At 65.0% G+C, this 23,927-nt stretch carries 21 protein-coding genes; 13 read left to right on the forward strand and 8 right to left on the reverse strand.

From position 1 onward, the window contains the following. The first annotated feature begins 18 nt into the window (after positions 1 to 18). The gene (locus IEY28_RS07545; RefSeq protein WP_188996006.1) at positions 19 to 1,263 is read left to right on the forward strand and encodes a DUF7096 domain-containing protein; all 1,245 of its coding nucleotides are present in this window, start codon (positions 19 to 21) and stop codon (positions 1,261 to 1,263) included. A 100-nt stretch (positions 1,264 to 1,363) separates the two neighbouring features. Here the strand turns inward: IEY28_RS07545 and IEY28_RS07550 are convergent, their stop codons facing one another. Next, complete coding sequence (locus IEY28_RS07550) at positions 1,364 to 1,984, reverse strand: methyltransferase domain-containing protein (RefSeq protein WP_188996008.1); 621 nt, start codon at positions 1,982 to 1,984, stop codon at positions 1,364 to 1,366. A gap of 155 nt (positions 1,985 to 2,139) precedes the next feature. On the opposite strand from IEY28_RS07550, the gene ahaH reads away from it, so the two are divergent. The 11 genes from ahaH (at position 2,140) to IEY28_RS07605 (ending at position 12,708) form a co-directional block, all read left to right on the forward strand. Next, entirely contained in the window at positions 2,140 to 2,472 is a 333-nt protein-coding gene (ahaH, locus tag IEY28_RS07555; protein ID WP_188996010.1) for an ATP synthase archaeal subunit H, read from the forward strand. Then, positions 2,459 to 4,705 carry a V-type ATP synthase subunit I gene (locus tag IEY28_RS07560; protein WP_188996012.1) on the forward strand — a complete coding sequence of 749 codons (2,247 nt, stop codon included), beginning with the start codon at positions 2,459 to 2,461 and terminating at the stop codon, positions 4,703 to 4,705. The genes ahaH and IEY28_RS07560 overlap by 14 nt, the downstream gene beginning before the upstream one ends. A 232-nt stretch (positions 4,706 to 4,937) precedes the next feature. Next, complete coding sequence (locus tag IEY28_RS07565; protein WP_188996014.1) at positions 4,938 to 5,204, forward strand: F0F1 ATP synthase subunit C; 267 nt, start codon at positions 4,938 to 4,940, stop codon at positions 5,202 to 5,204. 22 nt (positions 5,205 to 5,226) lie between these two features. After that, complete coding sequence (locus IEY28_RS07570) at positions 5,227 to 5,808, forward strand: V-type ATP synthase subunit E (protein WP_188996016.1); 582 nt, start codon at positions 5,227 to 5,229, stop codon at positions 5,806 to 5,808. Continuing rightward, positions 5,805 to 6,881 carry a V-type ATP synthase subunit C gene (locus IEY28_RS07575; RefSeq protein ID WP_188996018.1) on the forward strand — a complete coding sequence of 359 codons (1,077 nt, stop codon included), beginning with the start codon at positions 5,805 to 5,807 and terminating at the stop codon, positions 6,879 to 6,881. The genes IEY28_RS07570 and IEY28_RS07575 overlap by 4 nt, the downstream gene beginning before the upstream one ends. Further along, positions 6,878 to 7,201, forward strand: coding sequence for a V-type ATP synthase subunit F (locus IEY28_RS07580; protein ID WP_188996019.1), 324 nt, complete (start codon positions 6,878 to 6,880; stop codon positions 7,199 to 7,201). Before IEY28_RS07575 ends, IEY28_RS07580 begins: the two co-directional genes overlap by 4 nt. Positions 7,202 to 7,203: 2 nt before the next feature. After that, positions 7,204 to 8,964, forward strand: coding sequence for an ATP synthase subunit A (locus tag IEY28_RS07585; protein ID WP_188996022.1), 1,761 nt, complete (start codon positions 7,204 to 7,206; stop codon positions 8,962 to 8,964). 2 nt (positions 8,965 to 8,966) lie between these two features. Further along, complete coding sequence (locus IEY28_RS07590; protein WP_188996024.1) at positions 8,967 to 10,379, forward strand: ATP synthase subunit B; 1,413 nt, start codon at positions 8,967 to 8,969, stop codon at positions 10,377 to 10,379. A 172-nt stretch (positions 10,380 to 10,551) separates the two neighbouring features. Beyond that, the gene (locus IEY28_RS07595) at positions 10,552 to 11,307 is read left to right on the forward strand and encodes a bacteriorhodopsin (RefSeq protein ID WP_188996025.1); all 756 of its coding nucleotides are present in this window, start codon (positions 10,552 to 10,554) and stop codon (positions 11,305 to 11,307) included. A gap of 260 nt (positions 11,308 to 11,567) precedes the next feature. Continuing rightward, positions 11,568 to 12,260, forward strand: a complete 693-nt coding sequence (locus tag IEY28_RS07600) for a V-type ATP synthase subunit D (RefSeq protein WP_188996028.1) — start codon at positions 11,568 to 11,570, stop codon at positions 12,258 to 12,260. A 55-nt stretch (positions 12,261 to 12,315) separates the two neighbouring features. After that, a complete protein-coding gene (locus IEY28_RS07605; protein ID WP_188996030.1) occupies positions 12,316 to 12,708 on the forward strand; it encodes a DUF6276 family protein in 393 nt (130 codons plus the stop codon). A 167-nt stretch (positions 12,709 to 12,875) separates the two neighbouring features. Here the strand turns inward: IEY28_RS07605 and IEY28_RS07610 are convergent, their stop codons facing one another. Further along, the gene (locus IEY28_RS07610; protein WP_188996032.1) at positions 12,876 to 14,129 is read right to left on the reverse strand and encodes a right-handed parallel beta-helix repeat-containing protein; all 1,254 of its coding nucleotides are present in this window, start codon (positions 14,127 to 14,129) and stop codon (positions 12,876 to 12,878) included. 173 nt (positions 14,130 to 14,302) lie between these two features. Further along, positions 14,303 to 15,559 (reverse strand): peptide chain release factor aRF-1, encoded by a 1,257-nt coding sequence (gene prf1, locus IEY28_RS07615; RefSeq protein WP_188996034.1) that lies wholly within the window; start codon positions 15,557 to 15,559, stop codon positions 14,303 to 14,305. Between the two features lie 154 nt (positions 15,560 to 15,713). Here prf1 and IEY28_RS07620 point away from each other — a divergent pair, with 154 nt between their 5' ends. Further along, positions 15,714 to 16,532 (forward strand): MinD/ParA family ATP-binding protein, encoded by an 819-nt coding sequence (locus IEY28_RS07620; protein WP_188996036.1) that lies wholly within the window; start codon positions 15,714 to 15,716, stop codon positions 16,530 to 16,532. Between the two features lie 26 nt (positions 16,533 to 16,558). Here the strand turns inward: IEY28_RS07620 and argS are convergent, their stop codons facing one another. The 5 genes from argS to pyrH form a co-directional block, all read right to left on the reverse strand. Then, positions 16,559 to 18,295: an arginine--tRNA ligase gene (gene argS / locus IEY28_RS07625; RefSeq protein ID WP_188996038.1), complete on the reverse strand. Its 1,737-nt coding sequence runs from the start codon at positions 18,293 to 18,295 to the stop codon at positions 16,559 to 16,561. 89 nt (positions 18,296 to 18,384) lie between these two features. Then, a complete protein-coding gene (locus tag IEY28_RS07630; RefSeq protein WP_188996040.1) occupies positions 18,385 to 20,148 on the reverse strand; it encodes a site-2 protease family protein in 1,764 nt (587 codons plus the stop codon). 182 nt (positions 20,149 to 20,330) lie between these two features. Beyond that, positions 20,331 to 21,002 carry a methyltransferase domain-containing protein gene (locus tag IEY28_RS07635; RefSeq protein WP_188996042.1) on the reverse strand — a complete coding sequence of 224 codons (672 nt, stop codon included), beginning with the start codon at positions 21,000 to 21,002 and terminating at the stop codon, positions 20,331 to 20,333. A gap of 299 nt (positions 21,003 to 21,301) precedes the next feature. Then, positions 21,302 to 22,951, reverse strand: coding sequence for a lysine--tRNA ligase (gene lysS, locus IEY28_RS07640; RefSeq protein ID WP_188996044.1), 1,650 nt, complete (start codon positions 22,949 to 22,951; stop codon positions 21,302 to 21,304). After that, positions 22,944 to 23,642, reverse strand: a complete 699-nt coding sequence (pyrH, locus tag IEY28_RS07645; protein WP_188996046.1) for a UMP kinase — start codon at positions 23,640 to 23,642, stop codon at positions 22,944 to 22,946. Before pyrH ends, lysS begins: the two co-directional genes overlap by 8 nt. Positions 23,643 to 23,927: the final 285 nt, after the last annotated feature.

Here is a 23,927-nt window from a genome sequence, read left to right on the forward strand (position 1 = left end):
CGCATTAACCCGGTGGTGATGCGACTCCTCCCTGCCCTCCTCGTCGCACTGCTGCTTGCGAGTGCGACGGCAGCCCCCGCTGCTGGCTGGAACACGGCACCGGCGCAGTCGGTCTCGGACGCGTCCGTGTCTCCCCGCATAACGCCTATCGCCAACACGACGAACCATCTCACGATTCCACCCGACGAGATACAGGCGACCGGGTTCAACGAGACGGGTATCGACGTCGGGACGGCGGTCGCCTCCGGCTCCCGACAGCTACACCAACGACACGGAGCGTCGACGTTCGAAAAGCGGTTCCGCCGTGCCGACTCGGAGGCCGCGCGACGGCAACTCGTCCGCGGGACGCTGGCGGCCGCCGAACGCAGAACAGCGCAACTGCGACAGCGCCAGCAGACGGCTATCAGCCGCTACGCGGCGGGCGAGATCTCTGAGCGTGAACTCCTCCGAGTCCGCGTACTCGTCGACGCCGAATCACGTGCCCTGCTCGACACGCTCGACCGTATCTCGGCGGCCCAGCAACTCGAACCCGACTACTCGATGACCAGCGGCATGGAGGCCCGTCTGCGAAACATCGAGGGGGCGTTACAGCTACTGCACGGACCGGTCAGCAAGCGGGTGCGAGCGACCGTCACGGGCGCCAGCGACGCGAGCATCGTGTACGTCGAGGGCTCCTCGGAAGGCTACATGTTCGCGACCGTCGACGGCAGCGAGTACGTCCGTGAGACGTCCCTCGGCAGCGAGCGACAACCCACGCAACCGGACCAGTTCGCCGAGGGCGCCTCCGGGGACACGAACCGCCTCGACGTGGCTGACAACCGCGCCTCGGAACTGTACACCTGGCTCTACGAGCGACAGCGGCCGAGTTTCACCTACTACGGGACCTCCGGCATCTACGAACTGACCGCGAACCACCCCAACGGTCGACTTACCGCGTACCTCGACGGCGGGACGACGAACGTCTTCTACGAACTCCAGCACCGACAGTTGGCTACCGTACAGACCACGGAAACCCGACAGTCGGTCAACGAGTCGCTCCGTCTGGAGGTCCAACGAGCGTACTCGACCGGTCCCCTGTTCGTCGAGGTCACGAACAACGAGACCGGCGCTCCGGTAGATGCGACCGTCCACATCGACGGCCGCCGCGTCGGCACCGGTGGGACCGACGGCGTTCTCTGGACCGTCGAACCGCGCGGGGAGTACACGGTGACGGTGACGACGGCCAACGGCACCCGGACGTCGGTCACCGTCCCCGAACGCTAACCGCCGGCGCGCGTCGTCGAACCGACGCCGACTCGGTACACGGCGTGGTACCGAGGGTCGTGTCTCGCCTCGCCCGCTACGGTACCGCCGTCGCTACGGCTTACTCCGGTACGTCGGCGATCGTGGTAATCGCACGCGGGCTACCCGGCCGGGACTGCTGGATGTGGTGCTCGAACCGCTCGAACCCGGCGGCCTCGAACATCCGGTCGGCCTCCGCCTCGTCGTAGAACAACATGATGGCGTCGGCCACCTTCTGGAAGAGCGAGGAGTTGGGGTAGTCCGGCCCGACGATGAGGACCGTGCCACCGGGTTTCGTGATGCGGCGACACTCCTCTAGCGCGTCGACGGGATTCGGCCAGTACTCGATAGAGCCCGACGACCAGACGACGTCGAAGGTATCGTCTTTGAACGGGAGCCGTTCGGCATCGCCCACGTGAAAGCGCACGTTCCCGCGCTTGCCGAACTTCTGGTAGGCTTTCGAGAGCTGGTGGGGGCTCTGGTCGAGACCGTACACGGTGTCGACGTGTTGAAGTAGCCCTTCGGTGGCGAAACCGGTGCCACAGCCGATGTCCAGGACGCGGTCCTCTGGGGCTACGTCCAGCATCTCGATGGCCTCGTCACGCATCCGCTCGTCCCAGATGAATGGGTTGATGGTGTCGTAGACCTTCGAGAGGTACTTATAGAACGTCCGCGCACGGGCTTTGTTCTCGAGGACTCCCATTACCCACTCGTTAGGGGTTCGCGGTCATAATTCCCCGGATTTCGGTCTGGGGCCACACGCCGCCCCGATTCGCCGGTTGCGAGAAACTCTCATGCAGGCGCGGAAACTTCGCAACTACCAAATAGCCGCTCTAGCAACGGGCACACGATTAGAGAATGCCACGGCCAGAAGTTCTAGACCGGATAAAGGAGGCCGAGCAGGAGGCCGACGACATCGTCGCTGAGGCCGAAGAGTACCGCGAAGAGCGGATCGCAGAGGCCCGAGAACGGGCCGACGAAATTCGCGAAGAGGCCGAGCAGGAGGCCGAGGCGACGGCCGAGGAGCGTCTCGAAGACGCTCGCGAGGACATCGAGGCCGAACGCGAGGAACTCATCGCCGAGGGTGAGGAGGCTCGCGCCGAACTCGAGGAACAGGCCGCCGGTCGCGAAGACGAGGTGGTCGACTACGTCACAGACCTCTTCGAGGAGGCGGTACATGCTCAGACCTGAGAAGATGTGCCGCGTCTCGGTGACGGGGTCGAAGCGTGTCATGGGGCAGGCCATCGAGGCGGTCCACGACCTCGATATGCTTCACGTCACCGAGTACGACGGGTCCTGGGACGGGTTCGAGCCCGGTGACCCCGTCAAGGGGGCCGACTCGGCCTCCGACCAGCTCGTCACCGTCCGGTCGCTGCAGTCCATCCTCGACGTCGACGAGGAGGACGCCGGACCGACGCGCCTCGTCACCGACGACGCGCTCGAAGAGGACCTAGAAGAGATCCGGACGCAGGTCAACGAACTCGACGACCGCCGTGACGACATCCGCGACGACCTCCGGGACGTCGAGGAACGCATCAGTACGATGGAGCCGTTCGTCACGCTCGGCATCGACCTCGACTTGCTTCGGGACTACGAGTCGCTTGCCGTCGCCGTCGGCGAAGGCGACGCAGACGAGGTGAAGATCGCGCTCGCGGACAGCGACGTCGACACGTTCGAGGTCCGGTCCGAGGACGACGTCGTCGCCGTCTTCGCTCAGACCGACGAGAGTACGCTCCAGGACACCCTCGTCGGCGCGACCTTCTCGGGACTCGAGATACCCGATGGCGACGGTGACCCGACGGAGTACTTAGAAGAACTGCAACACCAGAAACAGAAGCTCGAGTCCAAGCTCGGCACCGTCGAGGACGAACTCGACGACCTTCGACTCGACTACGCGGGCTTCCTACTGGCCGCAGAAGAGAAGCTCTCCATCGAGGTCCAGAAGGCCGAGGCGCCGCTGACCTTCGCGACGACGGAGAACGCCTTCATCGCCGAGGGCTGGATTCCCAACGAGCGCTACAGCGAGTTCGAGAGCGCAGTCGAGGCCGACGTTTCGGAAGCGGTCGACATCGAGAAGCTCGAAATCGCCGAGTACGACGAGGGCCACGTCCACTCCCGCGAGGAGGTCGAACACGAGGGTGGCAACGGTGGGGTCGAAGAAGACGAGGAAGCGACCATCACAGAGGCCGGCGACACCTCCCAGGAGGCCGTCGCCGACGGCGGACTGGTCACGATGGACAACGACCAGCCGCCCGTCATCCAGGACAACCCCGGCGTCGTCCGACCGTTCGAGGACCTCGTCGAGGTCGTCAACCGGCCGAAGTACAGCGAGTTCGACCCGACGGTCGTCTTCTTCCTGACGTTCCCGGCGTTCTACGGGTTCATGATCGGCGACCTCGGGTACGGTCTGCTGTACTTCCTCGCGGGGTACTTCCTGTACTCGAACGTCGAGAGCGACGTCTTGAAGAGTCTCGGCGGCGTCGCGATGTGGGCCGGCGGGTTCACTGCGCTGTTCGGCGTCCTCTACGGCGAGTTCTTCGGCTTGCACCAGCTCGGTGAAATCGTCTGGGGCGGCAACCCGCCGATCCACAAGGGACTCCAGCCGGTCTACGGTGACTACGCCATCGCGTGGCTGACCATCAGCCTGCTCGCTGGCATGCTCCATCTCGCTATCGGCTGGACGTTCGACTTCGTGAAGAACCTCGGCCACGGGCTCTGGGACGCCGTCACCGAGAGCGGGTCGTGGCTCCTGATGCTGTTCGGCCTGTGGGCGTGGGTGTTCTCCGGCGCCAACGGCGCCGCACCGAACTTCCTCTACACCGCAGAGGAGGGTATCTTCGCCGGGCACCCGTTCGCGCTCGGGTTCGCCGGCCTGCCGGCTATCAACCTGTTCACGATTCCGGGGCTCGGCGCGCCATTCTCGGCGTGGCTGATCCTGTTCTTCGCCGGCCTCGTGCTGCTGGCACTCGCCGACCCCATCGAAGTCGTCGAGTTCCTGAACGTGTTCGTGAACGTCCTGTCGTACACCCGACTCGCCGCAGTGTTGCTCGCGAAGGCCGGGATGGCCTTCGTGGTCAACCTGCTGTTCTTCGGCGTGTACGTCGTCGAGACGGGGCACGGTGCCGAATGGCACTTCGGTATCAATCACTCACCGGCCCATATGCTCGCGGAAGGGACCTATCACGGCCACGAGGTCACCGAAGTGATGTTCGGCGGCCTGATGCACTCGGGCATCGCCGGCGTCGTCGGCGGCCTCCTCGTCCTCGTGCTGGGTCACGTCCTCGTCCTCGTGCTGGGTGTCACCAGCGCGGGTCTACAGGGTGTGCGTCTCGAGTACGTCGAGTTCTTCGGCAAGTTCTTCGAGGGCGGCGGCAAGGCCTACAGCCCGTTCGGTTACGAGCGGAACTACACGACCGACGACTGAGCGGCCGACACCGTTCCTGACGACGCCTTTTTTGACGACGACCTCCCACGAGGGTAGCGATAGCTCCGGTTCGACACGAGCGACGGCTGGTACCAGCTCACAACCACCGCGTCTACAGCCGCTAAATCGCCCGAATAGCCTATTGACGAAGTGTTTTGGGAAGCTTTATGAACTACGTGGAGTCACATACGCCTGTTCGGACACGAGCAATCTCAGAGAGGACTTCAACAACATGATTGAAAACATCGCACTCGTTGTCAACGCTGTACTGCAGGAAGGTACCACCGGCGCCGCACCGGCCATCCCGGCTGGTGCCGCCGCGGCCCTCGCCGTCGGGCTGGCCGCGCTGGGCTCCGGATACGCAGAGCGCGGTATCGGTGCCGCCGCAGTCGGCGCCATCGCAGAGGACGACAGCATGTTCGGTCGTGGCCTCATCCTGACGGTCCTGCCGGAGACACTCGTCATCCTCGCGCTGGTCGTCGTCTTCATCCTCGGTTAACCACCCACCCCCTTTTCCAACAATGAGCCTTGATACAGTCGTAGAGGACATCCGAGACGAGGCCCGCGCGCGTGCAGACGAGATACGCGAAGCGGCCGACGAGCGTGCCGAGGAGATCATCTCCGAGGCCGAGGCCGATGCCGACCTGATCCGAGAGGAGCGCGAGGCAGAAGTCGACCGCGAGATCGAGCAGGAACGCGAGCAGCGTCTCTCCTCGGCGAAGCTCGAGGCCAAGCAGGCCCGACTCGGCGCCCGTCGCGACGTCCTTCAGGACGTCCGCGAGGACGTCGAACAGGCCATCGCCGACCTCGAAGGCGACCGCCGCGAAGAGCTGACGCGGTCGCTCATCTCGGCGGCAGTCGAGGAGTTCGACGACGATAGCCTCCAGGTCTACGGCCGCGCCGACGACCAGGACCTCATCGAGGATATCCTCACCGACTACGACGACGCAGAGTTCGCCGGGGAATACGATTGTCTCGGCGGTGTGGTTGTCGAGAGCGAGGCCTCCCGCGTCCGTGTGAACAACACGTTCGACTCCGTGCTGGAGAGCGTCTGGGAGGACAACCTGAAAGCAATCAGCGACCGCCTCTTCGAAGCACAATGAGCAGCCAAGGGACGGCAAAACGCGGCCGGAGCTCGAATTACGAGTACGTCATCGCTCGGGTTCGCTCCCGTCGTGCCTCGCTGTTCGACGACGACGACTACCGCAAACTGGTCCGCATGGGAACGGGCGAGATCGCCCGATTCATGGAGGAGACCGAGTACGAGTCCGAGATGAACGCCCTCGGGTCGCGGTACTCCGGCGTCGACCTCGTCGAGTACGCGCTCAACCGCAACCTCGCGAAGCACTTCGACGACCTGCTCCGCTGGTCGGAAGGCGCGCTGTACGACTACATCGCCCGATACCTGCGGAAGTTCGACGTCTGGAACGTCAAGACGGTCATCCGTGGCCTCTACGCCGACTCGGACGCGACCGAGGTCGAAGACGACCTCATCCGTGCCGGCGAGTTCAGTGAGCGCCGAATCGACCAGTTGCTGAACGCCGGCTCCATCGAAGAAGTCGTCGAGCAACTCGACGACACCATCTTCGGCGACTCGCTGGCCGAGGCCTACGAGGTGTACGAGGAGAGCAACGTCCTCGTGCCACTGGAAAACGCCGTCGACCGCGCTTTCTACGAGATGATGCTGGACGGGCTTCCGGACAACCCGGAGATAGACAGCCCGACCGGTCTCTACGTCGAGTTCCTCGAAGCCGAAGTCGACTTCCGGAACCTCCGGAACGCCCTTCGGCTGGCACGGAGCGGCGCCGACATCGACCCCTCCGAGTACTACATCGAGGGGGGCAAGCTGTTCGACGAACAGTCGCTCGCACAGCTCGCGTCGAACTTCGACGGACTCGTCGCCGCCGTCCGTGAGAGCACGTACGGTGACGACCTCGATCAGGCGCTCGGCGCGCTCGAAGACGCCGAGAACCTCATCGAGTTCGAGCGTGCGCTGGACGCGGCGCTATTGGAGTACGCCGACCGACTCTCGAATCGCTACCCGTTGTCGGTCTGCCCGGTGCTGTCGTACATCCTCGCGAAGGAGCGAGAGGTCGACAACATCCGTGCCATCGCACGCGGCCGGGAGGCCGGGCTCGAACCCGACGAAATCGAACAGGAACTGGTGATACTATGAGCCAGGAGATAGCCGTTATCGGGAGCCCGGAGTTCACGACGGGGTTCCGACTGGCAGGCGTCCGCAAGTTCGCGGACGTTCCCGCCGAAGAGAAAGACGAGCATCTGGACGACGCCGTAGAGGAGATACTCACGGACGACGACGTCGGCATCGTCGTGATGCACGACGACGACCTGGAACACCTCTCTCGCGGCGTCCGAAAGAACGCCGAGACGAGTGTCGAGCCCGTGCTGGTGACACTCGGCGGTGGCACCGGCAGCGGCGGGCTGCGTGAACAGATCAAACGAGCCATCGGTATCGACCTGATGGACGAAGACTAACTATGAGTCAAGCAACAGAATCCGACGTCCGCGAGGACGGTATCATCGAAAGTGTCTCGGGACCGGTCGTAACGGCTCGAGACCTCGACGCCCGGATGAACGACGTCGTTTACGTCGGTTCGGAAGGGTTGATGGGCGAGGTCATCGAGATCGAAGGCAACATCACCACCATCCAGGTGTACGAGGAGACCTCCGGCGTCTCCCCGGGTGAACCGGTCGAAGGGACCGGTGCACCCCTCTCCGTGGACCTCGGGCCGGGCATGCTCGACGCCATCTACGACGGCGTCCAGCGCCCGCTCGACGTCCTCGAAGAGAAGATGGGCTCGGCGTACCTCGACCGTGGTGTCGACGCGCCGGGTATCGACTTAGAGAAGACCTGGGAGTTCGAGCCGACCGTCGAGGCCGGCGACACGGTCGAGTCCGGCGACATCGTCGGGACCGTCCCCGAGACGCCCAGCATCGACCACAAAGTGATGGTCCCGCCCGACTACGAGGGCGGCGAAGTCACCTCGGCCGAGTCCGGCAACTTCACCGTCGAGGAGACGGTCGTCGAACTGGACAACGGCGAGGAGATCCAGATGCGTCAGGAGTGGCCGGTCCGCAGTCAGCGCCCGGCCGAGGAAAAGGAGACGCCGACCGAACCCCTCATCTCCGGGCAGCGCGTGCTGGACGGCCTGTTCCCCATCGCGAAGGGTGGGACGGCCGCCATCCCCGGTCCGTTCGGGTCGGGCAAGACGGTCACCCAGCACCAGCTCGCCAAATGGGCCGACGCGGACATCGTCGTCTACGTCGGCTGTGGCGAGCGTGGCAACGAGATGACGGAAGTCATCGAGGACTTCCCGGAACTGGAAGACCCCATCACGGGCAACGCCCTGATGGACCGCACCTGCCTCATCGCGAACACGTCGAACATGCCCGTCGCGGCGCGTGAATCCTGCGTGTACACGGGGATCACCATCGCGGAGTACTTCCGCGACATGGGGTACGACGTGGCGCTGATGGCCGACTCCACCTCCCGGTGGGCCGAGGCCATGCGTGAGATCTCCTCGCGGCTGGAGGAGATGCCCGGTGAGGAGGGGTACCCCGCGTACCTCTCCGCTCGCCTGAGCGAGTTCTACGAGCGCGCCGGCTACTTCCAGAACATCAACGACACCGAGGGCTCGGTCTCGGTCATCGGGGCTGTCTCCCCGCCGGGCGGGGACTTCTCGGAACCGGTCACCCAGAACACGCTACGTATCGTCAAGACGTTCTGGGCGCTGGACGCCGACCTGGCCGAACGCCGGCACTTCCCCTCTATCAACTGGAACGAGTCGTACTCCCTCTATCGGGACCAGCTCGACCCGTGGTTCGTCGAGAACGTCCGCGACGACTGGCCGGAGACGCGCCAGTGGGCCATCGACACGCTGGACGAGGAAGCGGAACTGCAGGAGATCGTCCAGCTCGTCGGGAAGGACGCGCTGCCCGAGGACCAGCAGCTCACGCTGGAGATCGCCCGCTACCTGCGCGAGGCGTGGCTCCAGCAGAACGCGTTCCACCCGACGGACACCTACTGTGAGCCCGAGAAGACCTACCGCATCATGGACGCCATCAAGACGTACAACGACGCGGCCTTCGACGCGCTCGAAGCCGGCGTCCCCGTCGAGGAGATCACCGATATCGACGCCGCACCGCGGCTCAACCGTATCGGCGTCCAGGAAGACTACAACGAGTATATCGACGACCTAGAGGACGACATCACCTCCGAGATCCGGGAGATGTACTAACAATGAAAGAGTATCAGACAATCACAGAGATCAGCGGACCGCTGGTCTTCGTCGAGACCGACGAACCGGTCGGCTACGACGAGATCGTGGAGATCGAGACCGGCGACGGCCAGACCCGCCGTGGCCAGGTGCTCGAATCCGCGAGCGACTACGTCGCCATCCAGGTGTTCGAGGGCACGGAGGGTATCGACCGCAACGCCTCCGTTCGCTTCCTCGGCGAGACGATGAAGATGCCCGTCACCGAGGACCTCCTCGGGCGGGTCATGGACGGGACCGGCCAGCCTATCGACGGCGGGCCCGAGATCGTCCCCGACGAACGGCAGGACATCGTCGGCGCAGCCATCAACCCCTATTCGCGTGAGTACCCCGAGGAGTTCATCCAGACGGGCGTGTCGGCCATCGACGGCATGAACACGCTCGTCCGCGGGCAGAAACTGCCCATCTTCTCGGCGTCGGGGCTGCCCCACAACGACCTCGCACTCCAGATCGCCCGTCAGGCGAGCGTGCCTGAAGAGGAAGAGGGCGACGACGAGGACGGCTCCGAGTTCGCCGTCATCTTCGGCGCGATGGGTATCACGGCCGAGGAGGCCAACGAGTTCATGGACGACTTCGAGCGCACCGGTGCGCTGGAACGCTCTGTCGTCTTCATGAACCTCGCGGACGACCCGGCCGTCGAGCGGACGATTACGCCGCGACTCGCGCTCACCACGGCCGAGTACCTGGCCTTCGAGAAGGACTACCACGTACTGGTCATCCTGACGGACATGACCAACTACTGCGAGGCGCTGCGCGAAATCGGTGCCGCGCGTGAGGAGGTCCCCGGCCGACGTGGCTACCCCGGATACATGTACACGGACCTGGCCCAGCTCTACGAGCGGGCCGGTCGTATCGAGGGTCGGGAGGGCTCTGTCACCCAGATTCCCATCCTGACGATGCCCGGCGACGACGACACCCACCCGATTCCGGACCTGACCGGATACATCACCGAGGGCCAGATCTACATCGACCGCGACCTCAACAGCCAGGGCGTCCAGCCGCCGATCAACGTCCTGCCCAGCCTGTCGCGGCTGATGGACGACGGCATCGGCGAGGGCCTGACCCGCGCCGACCACGCCGACGTCAAAGACCAGATCTTCGCCGCGTACGCGGAAGGTGAGGACCTGCGCGACCTCGTGAACATCGTCGGTCGCGAGGCGCTGTCGGACCTCGACAACAAGTACCTCGACTTCGCAGACCGCTTCGAGGACGAGTTCGTCGACCAGGGCTTCGACGAGAACCGCGACATCGACGAGACGCTCGAACTCGGCTGGGACCTGCTCTCGATGCTCCCGAAGGATGCGCTCAACCGCATCGACGAGGAGCTAATCGAAGAGCACTACCGCGAGGAAGAAACAGCGGAAGTCGCCGCGGACTGAGCCGGTCACCGCTCGGCACGGTCGCGGGTACCGTGTCCAGACCGGACAGTTTTTTCCGCCGTGTCGACAGGCTGCCGAGGGTGGTTGCTGGTCGACGTAATATCTGCCGGATTCTGCCTAACTGTTTGGGTACGCTAAACTTCACTTGTGCAGCCGAAACTACAACTGCATTATGCCACAACCAGGAGGCGAATCGGTATGGCTCTGGCTCGGTACTGCAGGCATGTTCCTCGGCATGCTGTACTTCATCGGTCGAGGGTGGGGTGAGACCGACGACCGACGACAGAAGTTCTACATCGCGACGATACTGATAACGGCGATAGCGTTCGTCAACTACCTCGCGATGGCGCTCGGGTTCGGGCTGACGATAATCGAGTTGCCAAACGACCCCGAAGCGCCCATCTACTGGGCACGGTACACGGACTGGTTGTTCACGACACCGCTGTTGCTGTACGACCTCGGACTGCTCGCCGGGGCCGACCGCAACACCATCGCGACGCTGGTCAGTCTCGACGTGCTGATGATCGGGACCGGCGTCGTCGCGACGCTGTCGGCCGGGAGCGGCGTGCTCTCGCCCGGCGCCGAACGGCTGGTCTGGTGGGGTATCAGCACGGCGTTCCTGCTCGTGTTGCTGTATTTCCTGTTCAGTTCGCTGTCCGGTCGGGTCGGCGACTTACCGAGCGACACACAGAGTACGTTCCGGACGTTGCGGAACCTCGTGACCGTGGTCTGGCTGATATACCCCGTGTGGTGGCTGGTCGGCACCGAGGGCCTCGGCCTCGTCGGCATCGGAATCGAGACGGCCGGGTTCATGGTCATCGACCTCGTCGCGAAGGTCGGGTTCGGGTTCATCCTGTTGCGGAGCCACAGCGTGCTAGACGGCGCCGCCGAGCGCGCACCGACCGGTGCGACGCCCGCCGACGACTAGAGGGGCCGAGCGTAGCGAGGCCGCTCCGCTGTGAGCGGAGTGACGCTCCGCATCGCAAGTAGCGGGGGTGGCGATACGCGTCGCCCGACCGCCTCCGCACGACGAATCGCGCCGTCGTTCGGGGGTGGATCGACCACAGTGGTTGTGCAGTGCCGTCGAAAGCTCACACCCCCGTTTTCACAGCCATCGCCGGGGAGCCACTGCTGTCGGCCCGGGACGACTGAAAACGGTTAACTGGCTCGGCCCGAAACGGCCCGGTAATGGCGAAGGACGTCAAACCCACCCGGAAGAACTTGATGCAGATAGAGGACCGCATCGAGCTCTCCGAGCGTGGGCACGACACGCTGGAGAAGAAGCGTGACGGCCTCATCATGGAGTTCATGGACATCCTCGACCAGGCACAGGACGTCCGTGACGACCTCGACGACTCGTACGACCGCGCACAGCGTGCCATCAACATGGCCCGTGCGATGGAGGGTGACGTCGCCGTCCGGGGCGCGGCGGCCGCGCTGAAAGAGCACCCCGAACTGACCACCCAGTCGAAGAACATCATGGGCGTCGTCGTGCCACAGATCGACTCGAAGGGCGTCCGTAAGTCCCTCGACGAACGCGGGTACGGCGTGATGGGGACCTCCGCCCGCATCGACGAGGCCGCCGAGGCCTACGAGGAACTGCTGGAGAACATCATCCTCGCGGCCGAGGTCGAGACGGCGATGAAGAAGATGCTCGAAGAGATCGAGACCACCAAGCGCCGTGTCAACGCGCTGGAGTTCAAACTCCTCCCGGACCTTCACGACAACAAGGAGTACATCGAGCAGAAACTCGAAGAGCAAGAGCGCGAGGAGATCTTCCGGATGAAGAAGATCAAGGCAAAGAAAGAGGAAGAGGAAGCCGCACTCGCCGCCGAGGAAGCCGAAGACGAGGAAGTCGAGCCGCTGGCGGCAGACGACTGACTCGCCGCTCTCTCCCGGCCGGTACGACTATCCACACGCCGTCCGTCTGTTCTCTATGTCCTGTGCCGAGTGTGGCGGCGAGACGCTCGCCGTTCCGGTTCCCGACGAACTCCGCGAGTACCTCCCCGGTGGCGCTGCGGGTGCGACCATCTGTCGGACCTGTTTAGCGATGGGGCCGACCGAGTCCCCGCCCGAGTCGACCCCCGATCTGACGGTCCTCGACGACGCGATGCCCAGCGACGCCGCGGCCGCCGTGCCGATGGTGCTGTTGCTCGGTCTGCTGGACTCGCTGGCGTTGCATCGACAGGAGATAACGGCGTTGCTCGAACGCGTCGAACGGGCCGGGACGGACCCGCTGCTGGTCGTCGACCGACTGGCCGAGAGCTACGGCGACGACGCGCACGTCGACCTCGCGCGCCGCCGCCACCAACTCGAACAGCTCCTCTGACAGTCTCCTCACTAGTAAGGGACAACGAGTTAGTAGCGACCGCGGTTGGTTTCGAACGCAGTATCCGAGCGTGTGTATCCGTTTCCGGACGGATGGCCCCCACTACGCCACCCCGTCCACCTCGTTCCCCACTCTGACCCACCGACCAGCGCCGTGGCCGTCGCGTCTCAGTTCGTGTCGGCACTACTGGACAGGACGGCGACGATGCCGTCGCCACTGACCGACCCCGAGACGGTACCGGTACGCTCGTCGACGGTCACGTTCGATAGCCGGGTCCAGTTTCCACCCGTCCACTGCCAGAGTGCGACGCGCCCGTCCGTCTCGCTCACTGCCTGTCGGTCGTAGCCGAGACGGACGTCGGCCGTGGCGTTGTGTCCCTCGTACGTCTCGATACGGACGCTGTCGCTGACCACCGTCGCGTTCACGGGCGGGGCGGGTGGCGACGACGCCACGGCTATCCGTTCGACGCCGCTCGTCCAGTCCACCGTCGTTCGGGCGCTGAGACGGGCGTTCTCGGCGGCGACACCGCCGAACGAACTCTCGCTCAGGTAGGCGCTGCCGGCGTTGTCCCGAATCGTCACGTCCCGGAGCGTGTCCTCGCTCGCGGGGTTGCTCAGTACGCCGGGACCGAGGTTACCGACCACTGTCGTGTTCTCGACGACGTTCCGGTAACTGTCGGCGAACTCGATTCCGGGGCCGCCGTTGGCGGTCACGCGCGCGTCGGTCAGTCGGTTCCGGGCGACGGACGTCGAGAAGGAGACGCCCTCGTCGTCGTTGTCGACCGCGGTGACGCGGCGGAACGTGCCGTTCGTCACCTCCTGTGCGAGATACAGGCCGGTGTCGTCGTTCCCGGCGACGACGAGGTCCGTGGCGCGGACGTCGGCCGTCTCCCAGAGCAGGACGCCGTCGGACCCACCGCTTGCAGTAACGTTACGGAGCGTCGACCGGTCGGCGTCCAGCAGACGCACTCCAACGCGGTTGTCGGCCGCGGTGACGTTCTCCAGCGTCGCCCGTGGACCGTCGCGGGCGAAGACGCCGAGGCCGACGCCGGTCTGCCAGCCACGGACGCGCAGGTCTCGGACGGTGACGTTGGACAGTTCGGGACCCCGGCGTCGCTGATCGACCGTCCCGTTGAACACGAGGACGCCGGTGCTGTCGGGCGCTCCACTTCCCGTGACGGCGTGGCCGTTCCCGTCGATAGTCACGTCGCCCGACCGGACGTACAGGCACACGCCCGTTTCGGCTGCGAGGTCCCTCGTGAGTTCGTACCGACCGGGGTCGTCGAGGACTGTACACGACGAAATCGGCGTGCCACCGCCGGGCGACGACTGGGCGAGCGTCGTGCCAGCCAGCACGAGGCCGACGCACAGTCCCAGTCCGACCAGCACGGCAGTGTGTGACCCTGCGGCTGTCGTTGACATACCGCCCGGTTAGCCAGCGACCGTATTGTTATCGAGACACCACTCCGAATAGGCGGGTCTTGGGACCGAGCGGTGGTCCCTACTCGTGACAGTCCGGCCGGTAATCGGTGCTTAGTCGGCCAGAACACAGGTCGACGACGGCAAGAGCAGGCAGGACTGGCGGCTATCGGGGCTTACACGCCCGTCGAGTATCGCAAGAGGCCCGCGACGCCGCCGAAGGCGGTCAGGAGCTGTTCGCCCTTCTCGAAGTCGGTCGAGATGAACATCGTCTCGGTCCCGCGCTGTTCGGCCAGTTCCATCAGGTGGTCGATGGCGTCTTCGCGCTCGCCCGCTTCGGCGTCGACAGTGGCCGAACATCGCGTACACTCGTGGTCGGACGTGGTCTTGCTGCTGTCTATGAGGTCGTACTCGTCGTGGCCGTTCTCGCAGGTGTAGGCGACGACGTCCTTCCGGAGGTCCTCGGAGATGAGGAGCGTCTCGACGGCGCCCATGTTGAGGTTCTGCCGGGTCTGATCGAACCCGTAGGTGGCCTTATCGCCGTCGTGGAGTTGCTTGAAGAACTCCTCCATGACCTGCTTGTCCTCCAGCATCTCGTGTTGGGCCAGCACCTCGTCGGCGGCGTCGACGAGGTCGTAGAGGCCGGACTCGTCGGTGTAGGCCACGTCGAACTTCCCCAGCACCATGTCCTGGAGTTCGTGGTGGAGGTAGTCACCGTCGAGGAACTCGTCTTTCGTCGGCGAGGGGCCGCCCACGAGGACGCCGTCCATCTCGTGGCGGTCGGGGACGAACAGTTCGTTCGCCATCCCCGCCACCTCCTGGTAGAAATTGTCGATGGCTTCCAACCGGAGTCGAGCGAATCGCTGGGCGGACTGGCCACCTTTTCGCTGCTTGCCCGGCACCAGCGACGAGGCGGACTTGACGGGTTCGACGCGCTTGCCCTTGAGCCACCCGACGTTGGCCTCGCGCCGGTCCAGCACGACGAGGCCGAACAGGCCCTTGTCGGCCAGCATCTCCTCTAGTGGCCCGGTGAGGAAGTTCGAGTCACAGTGATAGCGGAACGACTGGATTGGGTCCGGCGGACTCTCTAGCACCTTCGTCACCATGTCGGTGCGGCCGCCCCCGGTATCGATGGCACCGGAGAACAGCACCATCCCGTTCTCCGGCGCCGTGTCGTAGTAGCGCAGGCGGTCCTTGATAGAGGTCAAGGCGTCCTGCACCGCGGTGCGGGTGTCCTTCGACTTGATGTTCGAGGCCTCGGAGTGCTCTTGGGTGACGTGGGCGACGACGTCGCTCAGCAGCTTGTCCTCGGGAACGTAGATAGAGACGAGCTGTGTTCCTGACCCCTGATACCCCTTGAGCTCCTCGATTACCTTCCGGAACTCGTACTTCTGTTTGTCCGACTGCTCCTGTCCTTCCTGCTGCTCGCTCATTACACTGTTTTCGCCGACGTTGCGTAAGAACCTGTTGACAGCGAGAGCTACGGTCGACGGAGCCTCGCCACTCTGCCCGACTCACCCATGACACACGGAGACAGGGACAGCCGGGTTTATATAACTCCCCGTACAGAGGACACACAACCAGATTATGGCGGGGTACGTGTGTACGATTGCGGGCGGGAAAGGCGGGGTCGGGAAGACGACGACCGCGGTCAACGTCGGCGCTGGCTTACAGGAACTCGGGTACGACGTGGCCGTCGTCGACGCTGACCTCGGGATGGCTAACCTCGGTGCGATGCTGTCTGTCGAACCCGAAAAGAGCCTCCACGAGATTCTGGCGGGCAACGCCGCGGTCAGCGAGGCGCTCACCGACGCCGCGGGCGGCCTGACGGTCATCCCCGGTGAGCAGTCCTTAGAGGCCTTCGCCGATGCGGACCCGGCGAAGCTCCGGAAGGTCATCAAGACGTTGCGCAACGCCTACGACGTGGTCCTCATCGACACCGGTGCGGGCCTGAGCCACGAGGTGGCGGTCCCGCTGGGGCTGGCCGACGGCATCGTCCTCGTGACCACGCCGGACGACGTCGCCGTCGGTGATACGGTCAAGACTGCGGAACTGGCCGAGCGCATCGACGGCGAGGTCATCGGCGCCATCATCAACCGCGTCACCCGCCACACCGACGTCGCCGATATCGCCGACCGGTTTGCGTTCCCGTTGCTCGCCGTCGTCCCCGACGACCCGCAGGCGACGACGGACGAACCGCTGGTGCTCAACCGGCCAGAGAGCCCCGCCGCCGACGCCTACCTCCGCCTGACCGACGCGCTCGAAGGCCTCTTTTTCGAGGGTGCGACCGTCGAGGAGGACGTCGACACCATCGTCGACGACAGTTGGTTCGTCGACGAGGAGGAGGTCACAGATGCGGACGCGGACGAAGAGGAGTCCGGCGGCGTCTTCGGCCTGTTCAACTAGGGTTTCTGATCGGTTTCGACCCCGCCTCACATCGAGGTCGGTGCCGCGACACCGACGGCATCGAGGGCGTTCGCGACCGTGTGGCGCGTGCTGGCGACGAGCGCAAGCCGTGCTGCGCGGGTCTCCTCGTCGGCGTCGAGTACCGGACACTCCCGGTAGAACGCGTTGAACGTCTCGGCGAGGTCACGGGTGTACGTGGCGACGGTGTGGGGTTGGAGGTCCTCGGCGGCTTCGTCGATGACCGCCGGGAACCGAGCGATGACCCGCAGGAGGGCTCGTTCTTCCGGTTCGTCGAGGTGGTCGAACGAGGCCGTCCGTTCGTCGGCGCCGGTCTCGTCTAGAATCCCACAGCAGCGGGCGTGGATGTACTGGACGTAGGGGGCGGACTGGGCCTCGAAGTCCAGCGCGCGGTCCCACTCGAAGGTGATACCCTTCGTCGGCTGTTTCGAGACGATGTCATAGCGGACCGCGCCGATGCCGACCTGATGGGCGATGCGTTCGATATCGTCCTCGTCCAGTTCGCCACGACTCCGGTCGTCGAGCCGCGATTCGACCTCCTCGCGGGCCCGGGCGATGGCCTCGTCGAGCAGGTCGTCTAAATCGATGCCGGTTCCCTCCCGGGTACTCATCCCGCCTTCGGGGAGGTTGACCCACGAGTAGAACACCTGCCGGAGCTGGTCGGTGTCGTTGCCCAGCAGTTCGAGGGCAGCCGAAAGCTGGTCGGCCTGCAGTTTGTGGTCCTCGCCCAGCACCGTGACGGCGCGGTCGTAGTTGTCGAACTTCCACTCGTGATGGGCGAGGTCACGGGTGGTGTACAGAGACGTGTCGTCAGAGCGGAGAAAGACGAGGTTCTTCTCGAAGTCGGGGAGGTCGAGTTGCCACGCGTCCTCCTCGTAGACGGCGCAGTCGAGTTCTTTCAGGCGGTCGACCAACTCGTCGGTGCTGCCGTCGCGCATGAACCGCGTCTCTTTGACGAACTCGTCGAACTCGGCGGGGAGGCGGCCGAGCGTCGTCTGCATCCCGCCCAGCACGGTGTCGACGACTTCGGCGACGCGCTCGTACGTCGTCTCGTCGCCCGCCTCGAGACCCTGCAGGATGGCCTGTATCTCGGCCTCTGCCGTCTCTACCTCGTCCGGATCGCCGTCTTCGAGGAACGAGTTGCCCTTCCGGTAGTAGCGGACCATCTCGTACTCGGGGGAGTCACGCTCGGGTTCGGGGAGATCGGACTCGTCGAACGTCTCGTAGGCCCACGTGAACACCGCTATCTGTCGGCCGGCGTCGTTGACGTAGTAGTGCCGGTCGACGTCGTAGCCGGCGTAATCCAGCACGCGAGCGACGGCGTCGCCGATGATGGGGTTCCGGGCCCGGCCGACGTGGACGGGGCCGGTCGGGTTCGCGGAGGTGTGTTCGACGACGACGCTCGTCTCGCGGTCCGGGAGGCGACCGAAGTCGTCGTCCGTCGCCGCATCGAGCGTCTCCGCGAAGTAGGCGTCGCTCGGGAGGAAGTTAACGTACGGCCCCTGTGTCGTGACCGCGCTGACGTACGTCAGCGAGCCGACGTCGATGGCGTCGGCGACGTCGGCCGCGACTTTCGGCGGCGGCGCACCGATCTCACCGGCGAGGCGGAACGCCGCGCTCGAAGCGAGGACGGCGTCGACGTCTTCCGGGGGCTCCTCGACACCGAGGTCCGCCGTCGGGAGGTCGAGCGTCTCCAGTGCGGTTTCGAGGGCGTCCTCGACCTCCGCACGCATCTGTAGAAACATATCGGGTGTATCGGAGGGGCCGATTTAGCCTTAACGAAGCGGAGGCGGTGCGGTTCAGCGGCCGACAGCGGACGCCGTGGGCGCCCGCGTCAGCCCAGTAACTGCGGTGCGGCGATGATGAACACGAGGCTGCCGATCATCGCGAGCGAGATGCCCAGCGTGGTCGTCGTCACGATCCGCCGCCGGTTCGAAATCGGAAGGCGGGAGACGACCGACTCCGAGCAGACGCGCAGGATGTGCCCGCCGTCGAGCGGATACGTGGGGACGAGGTTGAACTGGCCGGCGACGAGGTTTATCCACCCTGTCCAGAACAGGAGGTTCGCAAGCAGGAACACGCCCTCGGTGCCCAGAACGCTCAGCGGGCCGGAGACGGTAAAGAAGTTCGTCGCGATACCGGTAAAGCCCGCGAAGTTGTACTGGAAGCCCAGTGCAGCGGTCGCAAAGGGCAGGGCGATGGACGCGCCGACGAGTTGGGGGAACGAGAGCGAGTCGAACCGGGTCTCTTCGGCCGGGTTCCCACCGATGAGTGCGAGGAAGGTGTTCGCGGGGTAGGCCTGAATTCCGAAGTCGTTGCTGGTAAAGCCGCTCGTCCCCCGGGCGACGTACTGGACGCCGATGCCGGGGTCTAAGTCGCTGCGCTCCGTGAGCGTGATCTCGTAGACCTGCCGTTCGCCGCCTGCGTAGCCGGTGATGCGAACCTGCTCGCCGGGTTCGGACCCCGAGAGCGAGCGGAAGACGGCGCTGGCGTTGGGCGTCCGCTGGCCGTCGACGCTGGTGATGTAGAGCGGCTGGTCGGTCGGTGCGCCCTCGGCGGCGAGCGGCCCGTCGTCAGAGACGACCGCGTACCCGCCGACCGGCGTCGTGACCGTCTCGCCGTCGTCGAGCGTGAACGTCGCGACGCTCCGGTTCTCGGTCGCCGCCCGGAACTGCGTCGTCGTCCTGACTTCCGTGCCGTTGACCGCGACTATCGTCTGGTTGATGCCGAGGGGGCTCCCTTCGACGGCGCTGTTTACCACCACCGACCGGGTGACTGTTCTGGTCTCGCCGTTTCGCAGTCCGACGTCGACCGTTCCGCCGGCGTCTTCGAGCCGCCGATCCAGGTCGCTGCTGTTCGCGACCGGTTGGCCGTCGACGGTCGTGATGACGGCACCGCTGTCGATGCCGGCCTCGTCGGCCGGCGACTGGGGGAGCGTCCCGCCGATGGGGACGCCACCGACGACGGAGATTGCGCCGACGACGGGACCGAACAACAGCGCCAGACAGAGGAGGGCCACGGCGAAGTTGTTCGTCACGCCGGCGACGTACATCCGCGCCTGCGCCCCGCGGTCAGCCGTCTGGACGTCCTCTTCGTCAGGTTCGACGAACGCACCTAGCGGGACGAGCGCGATCGTCGCGATGCCCATCGACTCGATGTCGATGTCGCCGACCCGACACAGCAGGCCGTGGCCGCCCTCGTGGACGACCAGCGTGATGACGAAGCCAGCGAGTATCTCCGGGGCGACCGACAGGGGGAGAAAGTCGTTGACGCCCGGGATGACGAGGACGTTTCGGGGTTCGGTGAGTTGTGAGGGCTGTGGGTTGACCACGGCTTGATACGCACCGAGGACGACCAGCAGGAACGACCCGACCATCACGACCAGCGCGACGCCGAACCCGAGGTTGGTCCAGGCCCGCCAGAACCGTTTGGGTCTGGCCAGTCGCTCTAAGAGGATCTTCCCACTCTGTGTGTGAATCGTCGTTATCGGACCGCTAAAGCGGATGAAATCGGGAACCACACCGCGGGCCTTCAGTGCCATCGCAACCAGCGTGTAGGCGACGACGCCGACGAGGACCCACGTGAGCGTACTCACCATGTACCGGAACGTGGGGCCAGCAAAGCAAGAGGGTTCGGGTTCGGCCGCTTTCACTCGGGACATCGCGCTCGTCTGCGGCGACCGCCTGACCCCGAAAACGGCTATGAAAAACGCGCTCACTCGCTTCGCTCGCGCCGGATGCTCGGACAGAGAACGTACACAACACGACTGTGAGCGTCGTGCTATCGCTGAACGAAAATAAAGGGTCGGTCGGCGACCCACTCTGCGGCGTCTATTTCGGAGCGAATCGATTCCTGAAGCCGGTCCGTCTCCGCAGCGGCGTACGAGAACCCGTTCGACTGGAACTTCTCGATCCAGTACTCTCGTGGTGCTTCGTTTACGTGATGGGTCCCGCGGTGCCCGGGTGGGGCGGCAGTGAAGACCACGCGCGGCGCCGCTGCCGTGACGGTCTCGACGAGGGTGTCGGCGAAGCGCGACGGGATGTGTTCGGCGGTCTCGATACACAGCGCCAGATCGTACCGGTCCTCGAACTCCAGCGGCTCGCGGAGGTCGTGGATAGTGAGCGCGTCGGCCGGTATCTCGGCGTGGTCTCGGGCTTGTGAACAGCCTTCGACGCCGTGGACTGTGGCGCCATGGGCCTGAAACCCAGTCAGGTACCGGCCGAGTCCACACCCGAGGTCTATCACGGAGTCAGGCTCGTATGCCTCGTACAGGACGTCGGCGACAGCGTGGGCTTCCTCGGTCGGCGTGTTGGAGACCAAGCGAAGCCAGCGGTCGCCAAAGCCGTAGATAACGTCGGGCGTGGCAATGCCGAGTTTGTCAGCCTTGGCAAGCGTCCATTTGCCGAGTGTGGTGATGAACGAGCGCACGCTATGACGTTCGAATCGACGCATATCACTATACGTCGCTTACCCGATGTCGTCCGCCTCGATTCAACAGACGGCGGTGGGGAAAGGTCGTCACTCGGCGGTCGCCCGTAACCGTAAGCGTCTCTTTATCAGTTGTCGAGTTTTTTAAGAGCGGGTTTTGACGACCCTGCCTGCTTGTCGCGTTCATCGTCCTCGGGAAACTGTCCCTCTCGATCTATCGATGGTCGCTCCATGCAGCAAGCCGTCGAGAATGTCGCCGCTCAGTTGTCAATACCTCGGGGAGCGAACCGAGCAGGCAGTGAGCGAGGTGGTTGGGGAGGAAGTCACGCCTCGCGTCGCAACCGCTTTACGACGAAGTCCCGGTCGAGTTTCGCGATGAACGGTCCGAGTTGCGGGCCTTCGGTGTCGTCGAACAGCAGGCGGTAGCCCGCCGCGAAGAACTCGCCGACGTCGACGTCGTGGCGCTTGGCCGTCTCGTATATCTCGCCCTGAATCGCCTCGCCGTCGTGGCCTTCCGCGACGAAGTCCGCGAGGTCGTCGAGCGCGGCCGCGGTGGCGTCGTCGAACTCGGCGTCGGGCAGTTCGGCCCGCTTGAGTTCGTAGTCGAACTCGTTGCTCGTCCGCCGGGCCCAGTTGCGGGCGCGTTCGACGCGGGCCAGCGCGCCGTCGACGGCCCACTCGGGGGCGTCGTCGGGGATGTGCCCCTCCTTCCGGGCGATGTCCTCGCGGAGTCCGGGGTCGTCGGTCATCCCCAGTACCGCGGCGAAGGTGTAGGGGATGCGGACCCGGTCCTCGCGGGGCTCGTCGACGACCATCGGGTAGGCACGCTCGGCGAGCGCTTTCTCCGTCTCGTCACGCGGGTCGACTTCGCCGAAGTAGACGGTCTCGAAGCGGTCGAAGTCGTCGACCAGCCGGTCCACGTTCGCGACCGAGAAGTCCCGCTGTTTCCGTGGGTTCTTCGTGAAGAAGTACTTGAACACCTCGGGCTCCAGAATCTCCAGCACCTCGTCGACGGTGACGACGTTCCCCGAGGAGGAAGAGAGCGGTTCGCCCTCCAGCGTAAACCACTCGTACACCATCGGTACGGGGGGGTCGACGTCCAGTACGTTCCGGGCGATGTCCTCGCCGGAGGGCCACGACCCCTCGGCGTGGTCCTTCCCGAACGGTTCGAAGTCGACGCCCAGAATCTCCCACTGGGCGGGCCACTCGAAGCGCCACGGGAGTTTGCCGTCACGCAGGCCGGCGACGCCCTCGTGACCACAGCCCTCGATGGTCTGGTCGCCGGCCTCGACGTCCGCACAGACGTAGTGGACCTCGCCGGCATCGAGGTCGACCTCGGTGACGCCCTCGGTGAGTTTCCCGCACGCTTCACACTGCGGGACGAACGGGACGTAGTCCTCGTCGACCTTGTTCTGGTACTCCGAGAGCACCTCGCGGGCGCGGTCCGCGCGTTCGAGGACGCGTCGAGTGACGGCCTCGAACTCGCCGTCTGCGTACAGTTCGGTGTTCGAGACGAACTCGACGTCGACGCCGACGAGTTCGGCGCTCTTTTTCAGCAGGTTCGTAAAGTGCGCGCCGTAGGACTCACAACAGCCGAACGGGTCCGGGATGTCCGTGTACGGTTTCCCGAGGTTCCGGCCGAGTGCGCCGGCGTCCACCTCGCCGAGACCGACGACGTTCCAGTCTAAGTCCGCGAGTTTCCGGGGGACTTTCCGGAGTCGGTCCTTGTCGTCGGCGGTGAACACCTGTCGGACCTCGTGACCCCGGTCACGCAGGGCCTCGGCGACGAAGTAGCCCCGCATTATCTCGTTGAAGTGCCCGATGTGTGGCACGCCCGAGGGCGAGACGCCCCCCTTGATGACGATGGGGTCCTCCGGGTCGCGGGCCTCGACGGCGTCGGCGACCGAGTCGGCCCAGAAGGCCCGTTCGGAACTCCGTCCGACCTCGTAGGGGTCGAGTACCGTCTCAGTCATCGTCCGGGAGGATAGTGGTGCCGTCGTAGTCGTCGTCCAGTACGGCCCGTTCGACTGCGGTGGGGTCGCTGCCGTCGACCACCGCGGCGGTGATAGACGAGCGTTTGAGCACTTTCGTCGCCAGCAGGTCGATTGGGGCGTTCGACCCGGCAGCCCCGAGCGACTCCCCGCGGGCGACCAGTTCGACGAGGTCGGAGGCCCGAATCTCGTCGTAGCGCTCGGCGTCGGGGTCCTCGTTGGGGTCGGCGTCGAACACGCCGGGGACCGACGTGGCGAAGACGAGGCGGTCGGCGTCGACGTACTCAGCAAGCGCCGCGGCCACGGCGTCGGTGGTCTGGCCGGGGACGACGCCGCCCATGACGGCGACGGCGTCGCGGTGGAGCGTCGTCGCTGCTTCCTCGTAGTCGGTCGGAATCGTCGGCGCGGCGATGTCGCCGTCGAGCGCCGAGAGGAGGAGTCGAGCGTTCAGCCGCGTCGTGTCGATACCGAGTTGGTCTAGTTCGCCCTCGTTCGCGCCCAGCGAGCGGGCGGCCCCGATGTACTGGCGAGCGACGGGGCCGCCGCCGACGACGACGCCGAGCGTCTGGTCCGCGGCGGCCAGCGACTCGACGACGTCGGCGTACGCGGCGACCCGGTCTGCATCGAGGTCCGGGACGAGGACGCTTCCACCGATAGAGACGACTGTCTTCATTGCCTCGCCGTAGCCGCGATGCGTTCTTAAGGGTTATCAAGCCCGCTCATCCGATGTACACCGCCGGATGGCAGACGCCTGTCAGACATAATATGAGCAAAATACGCCGTCAAATGGCCCCAAATCCGCTGATAATGGGGGGGTTCGAACCGCTCGCTGTGCCCGTCTACACTGTCGCGTTTACGGATCGAGAGGCGATAATAAAACGTCTAAGAGTTTTTGAAACCGTCGTAAAATGTGTATTTCACACCGATTTGAGCTGAAAGGCCCCGAAGCGACGCGAAG

Source organism: Haloarcula pellucida (genome assembly GCF_014647235.1).
Taxonomy (GTDB): domain Archaea; phylum Halobacteriota; class Halobacteria; order Halobacteriales; family Haloarculaceae; genus Haloarcula; species Haloarcula pellucida.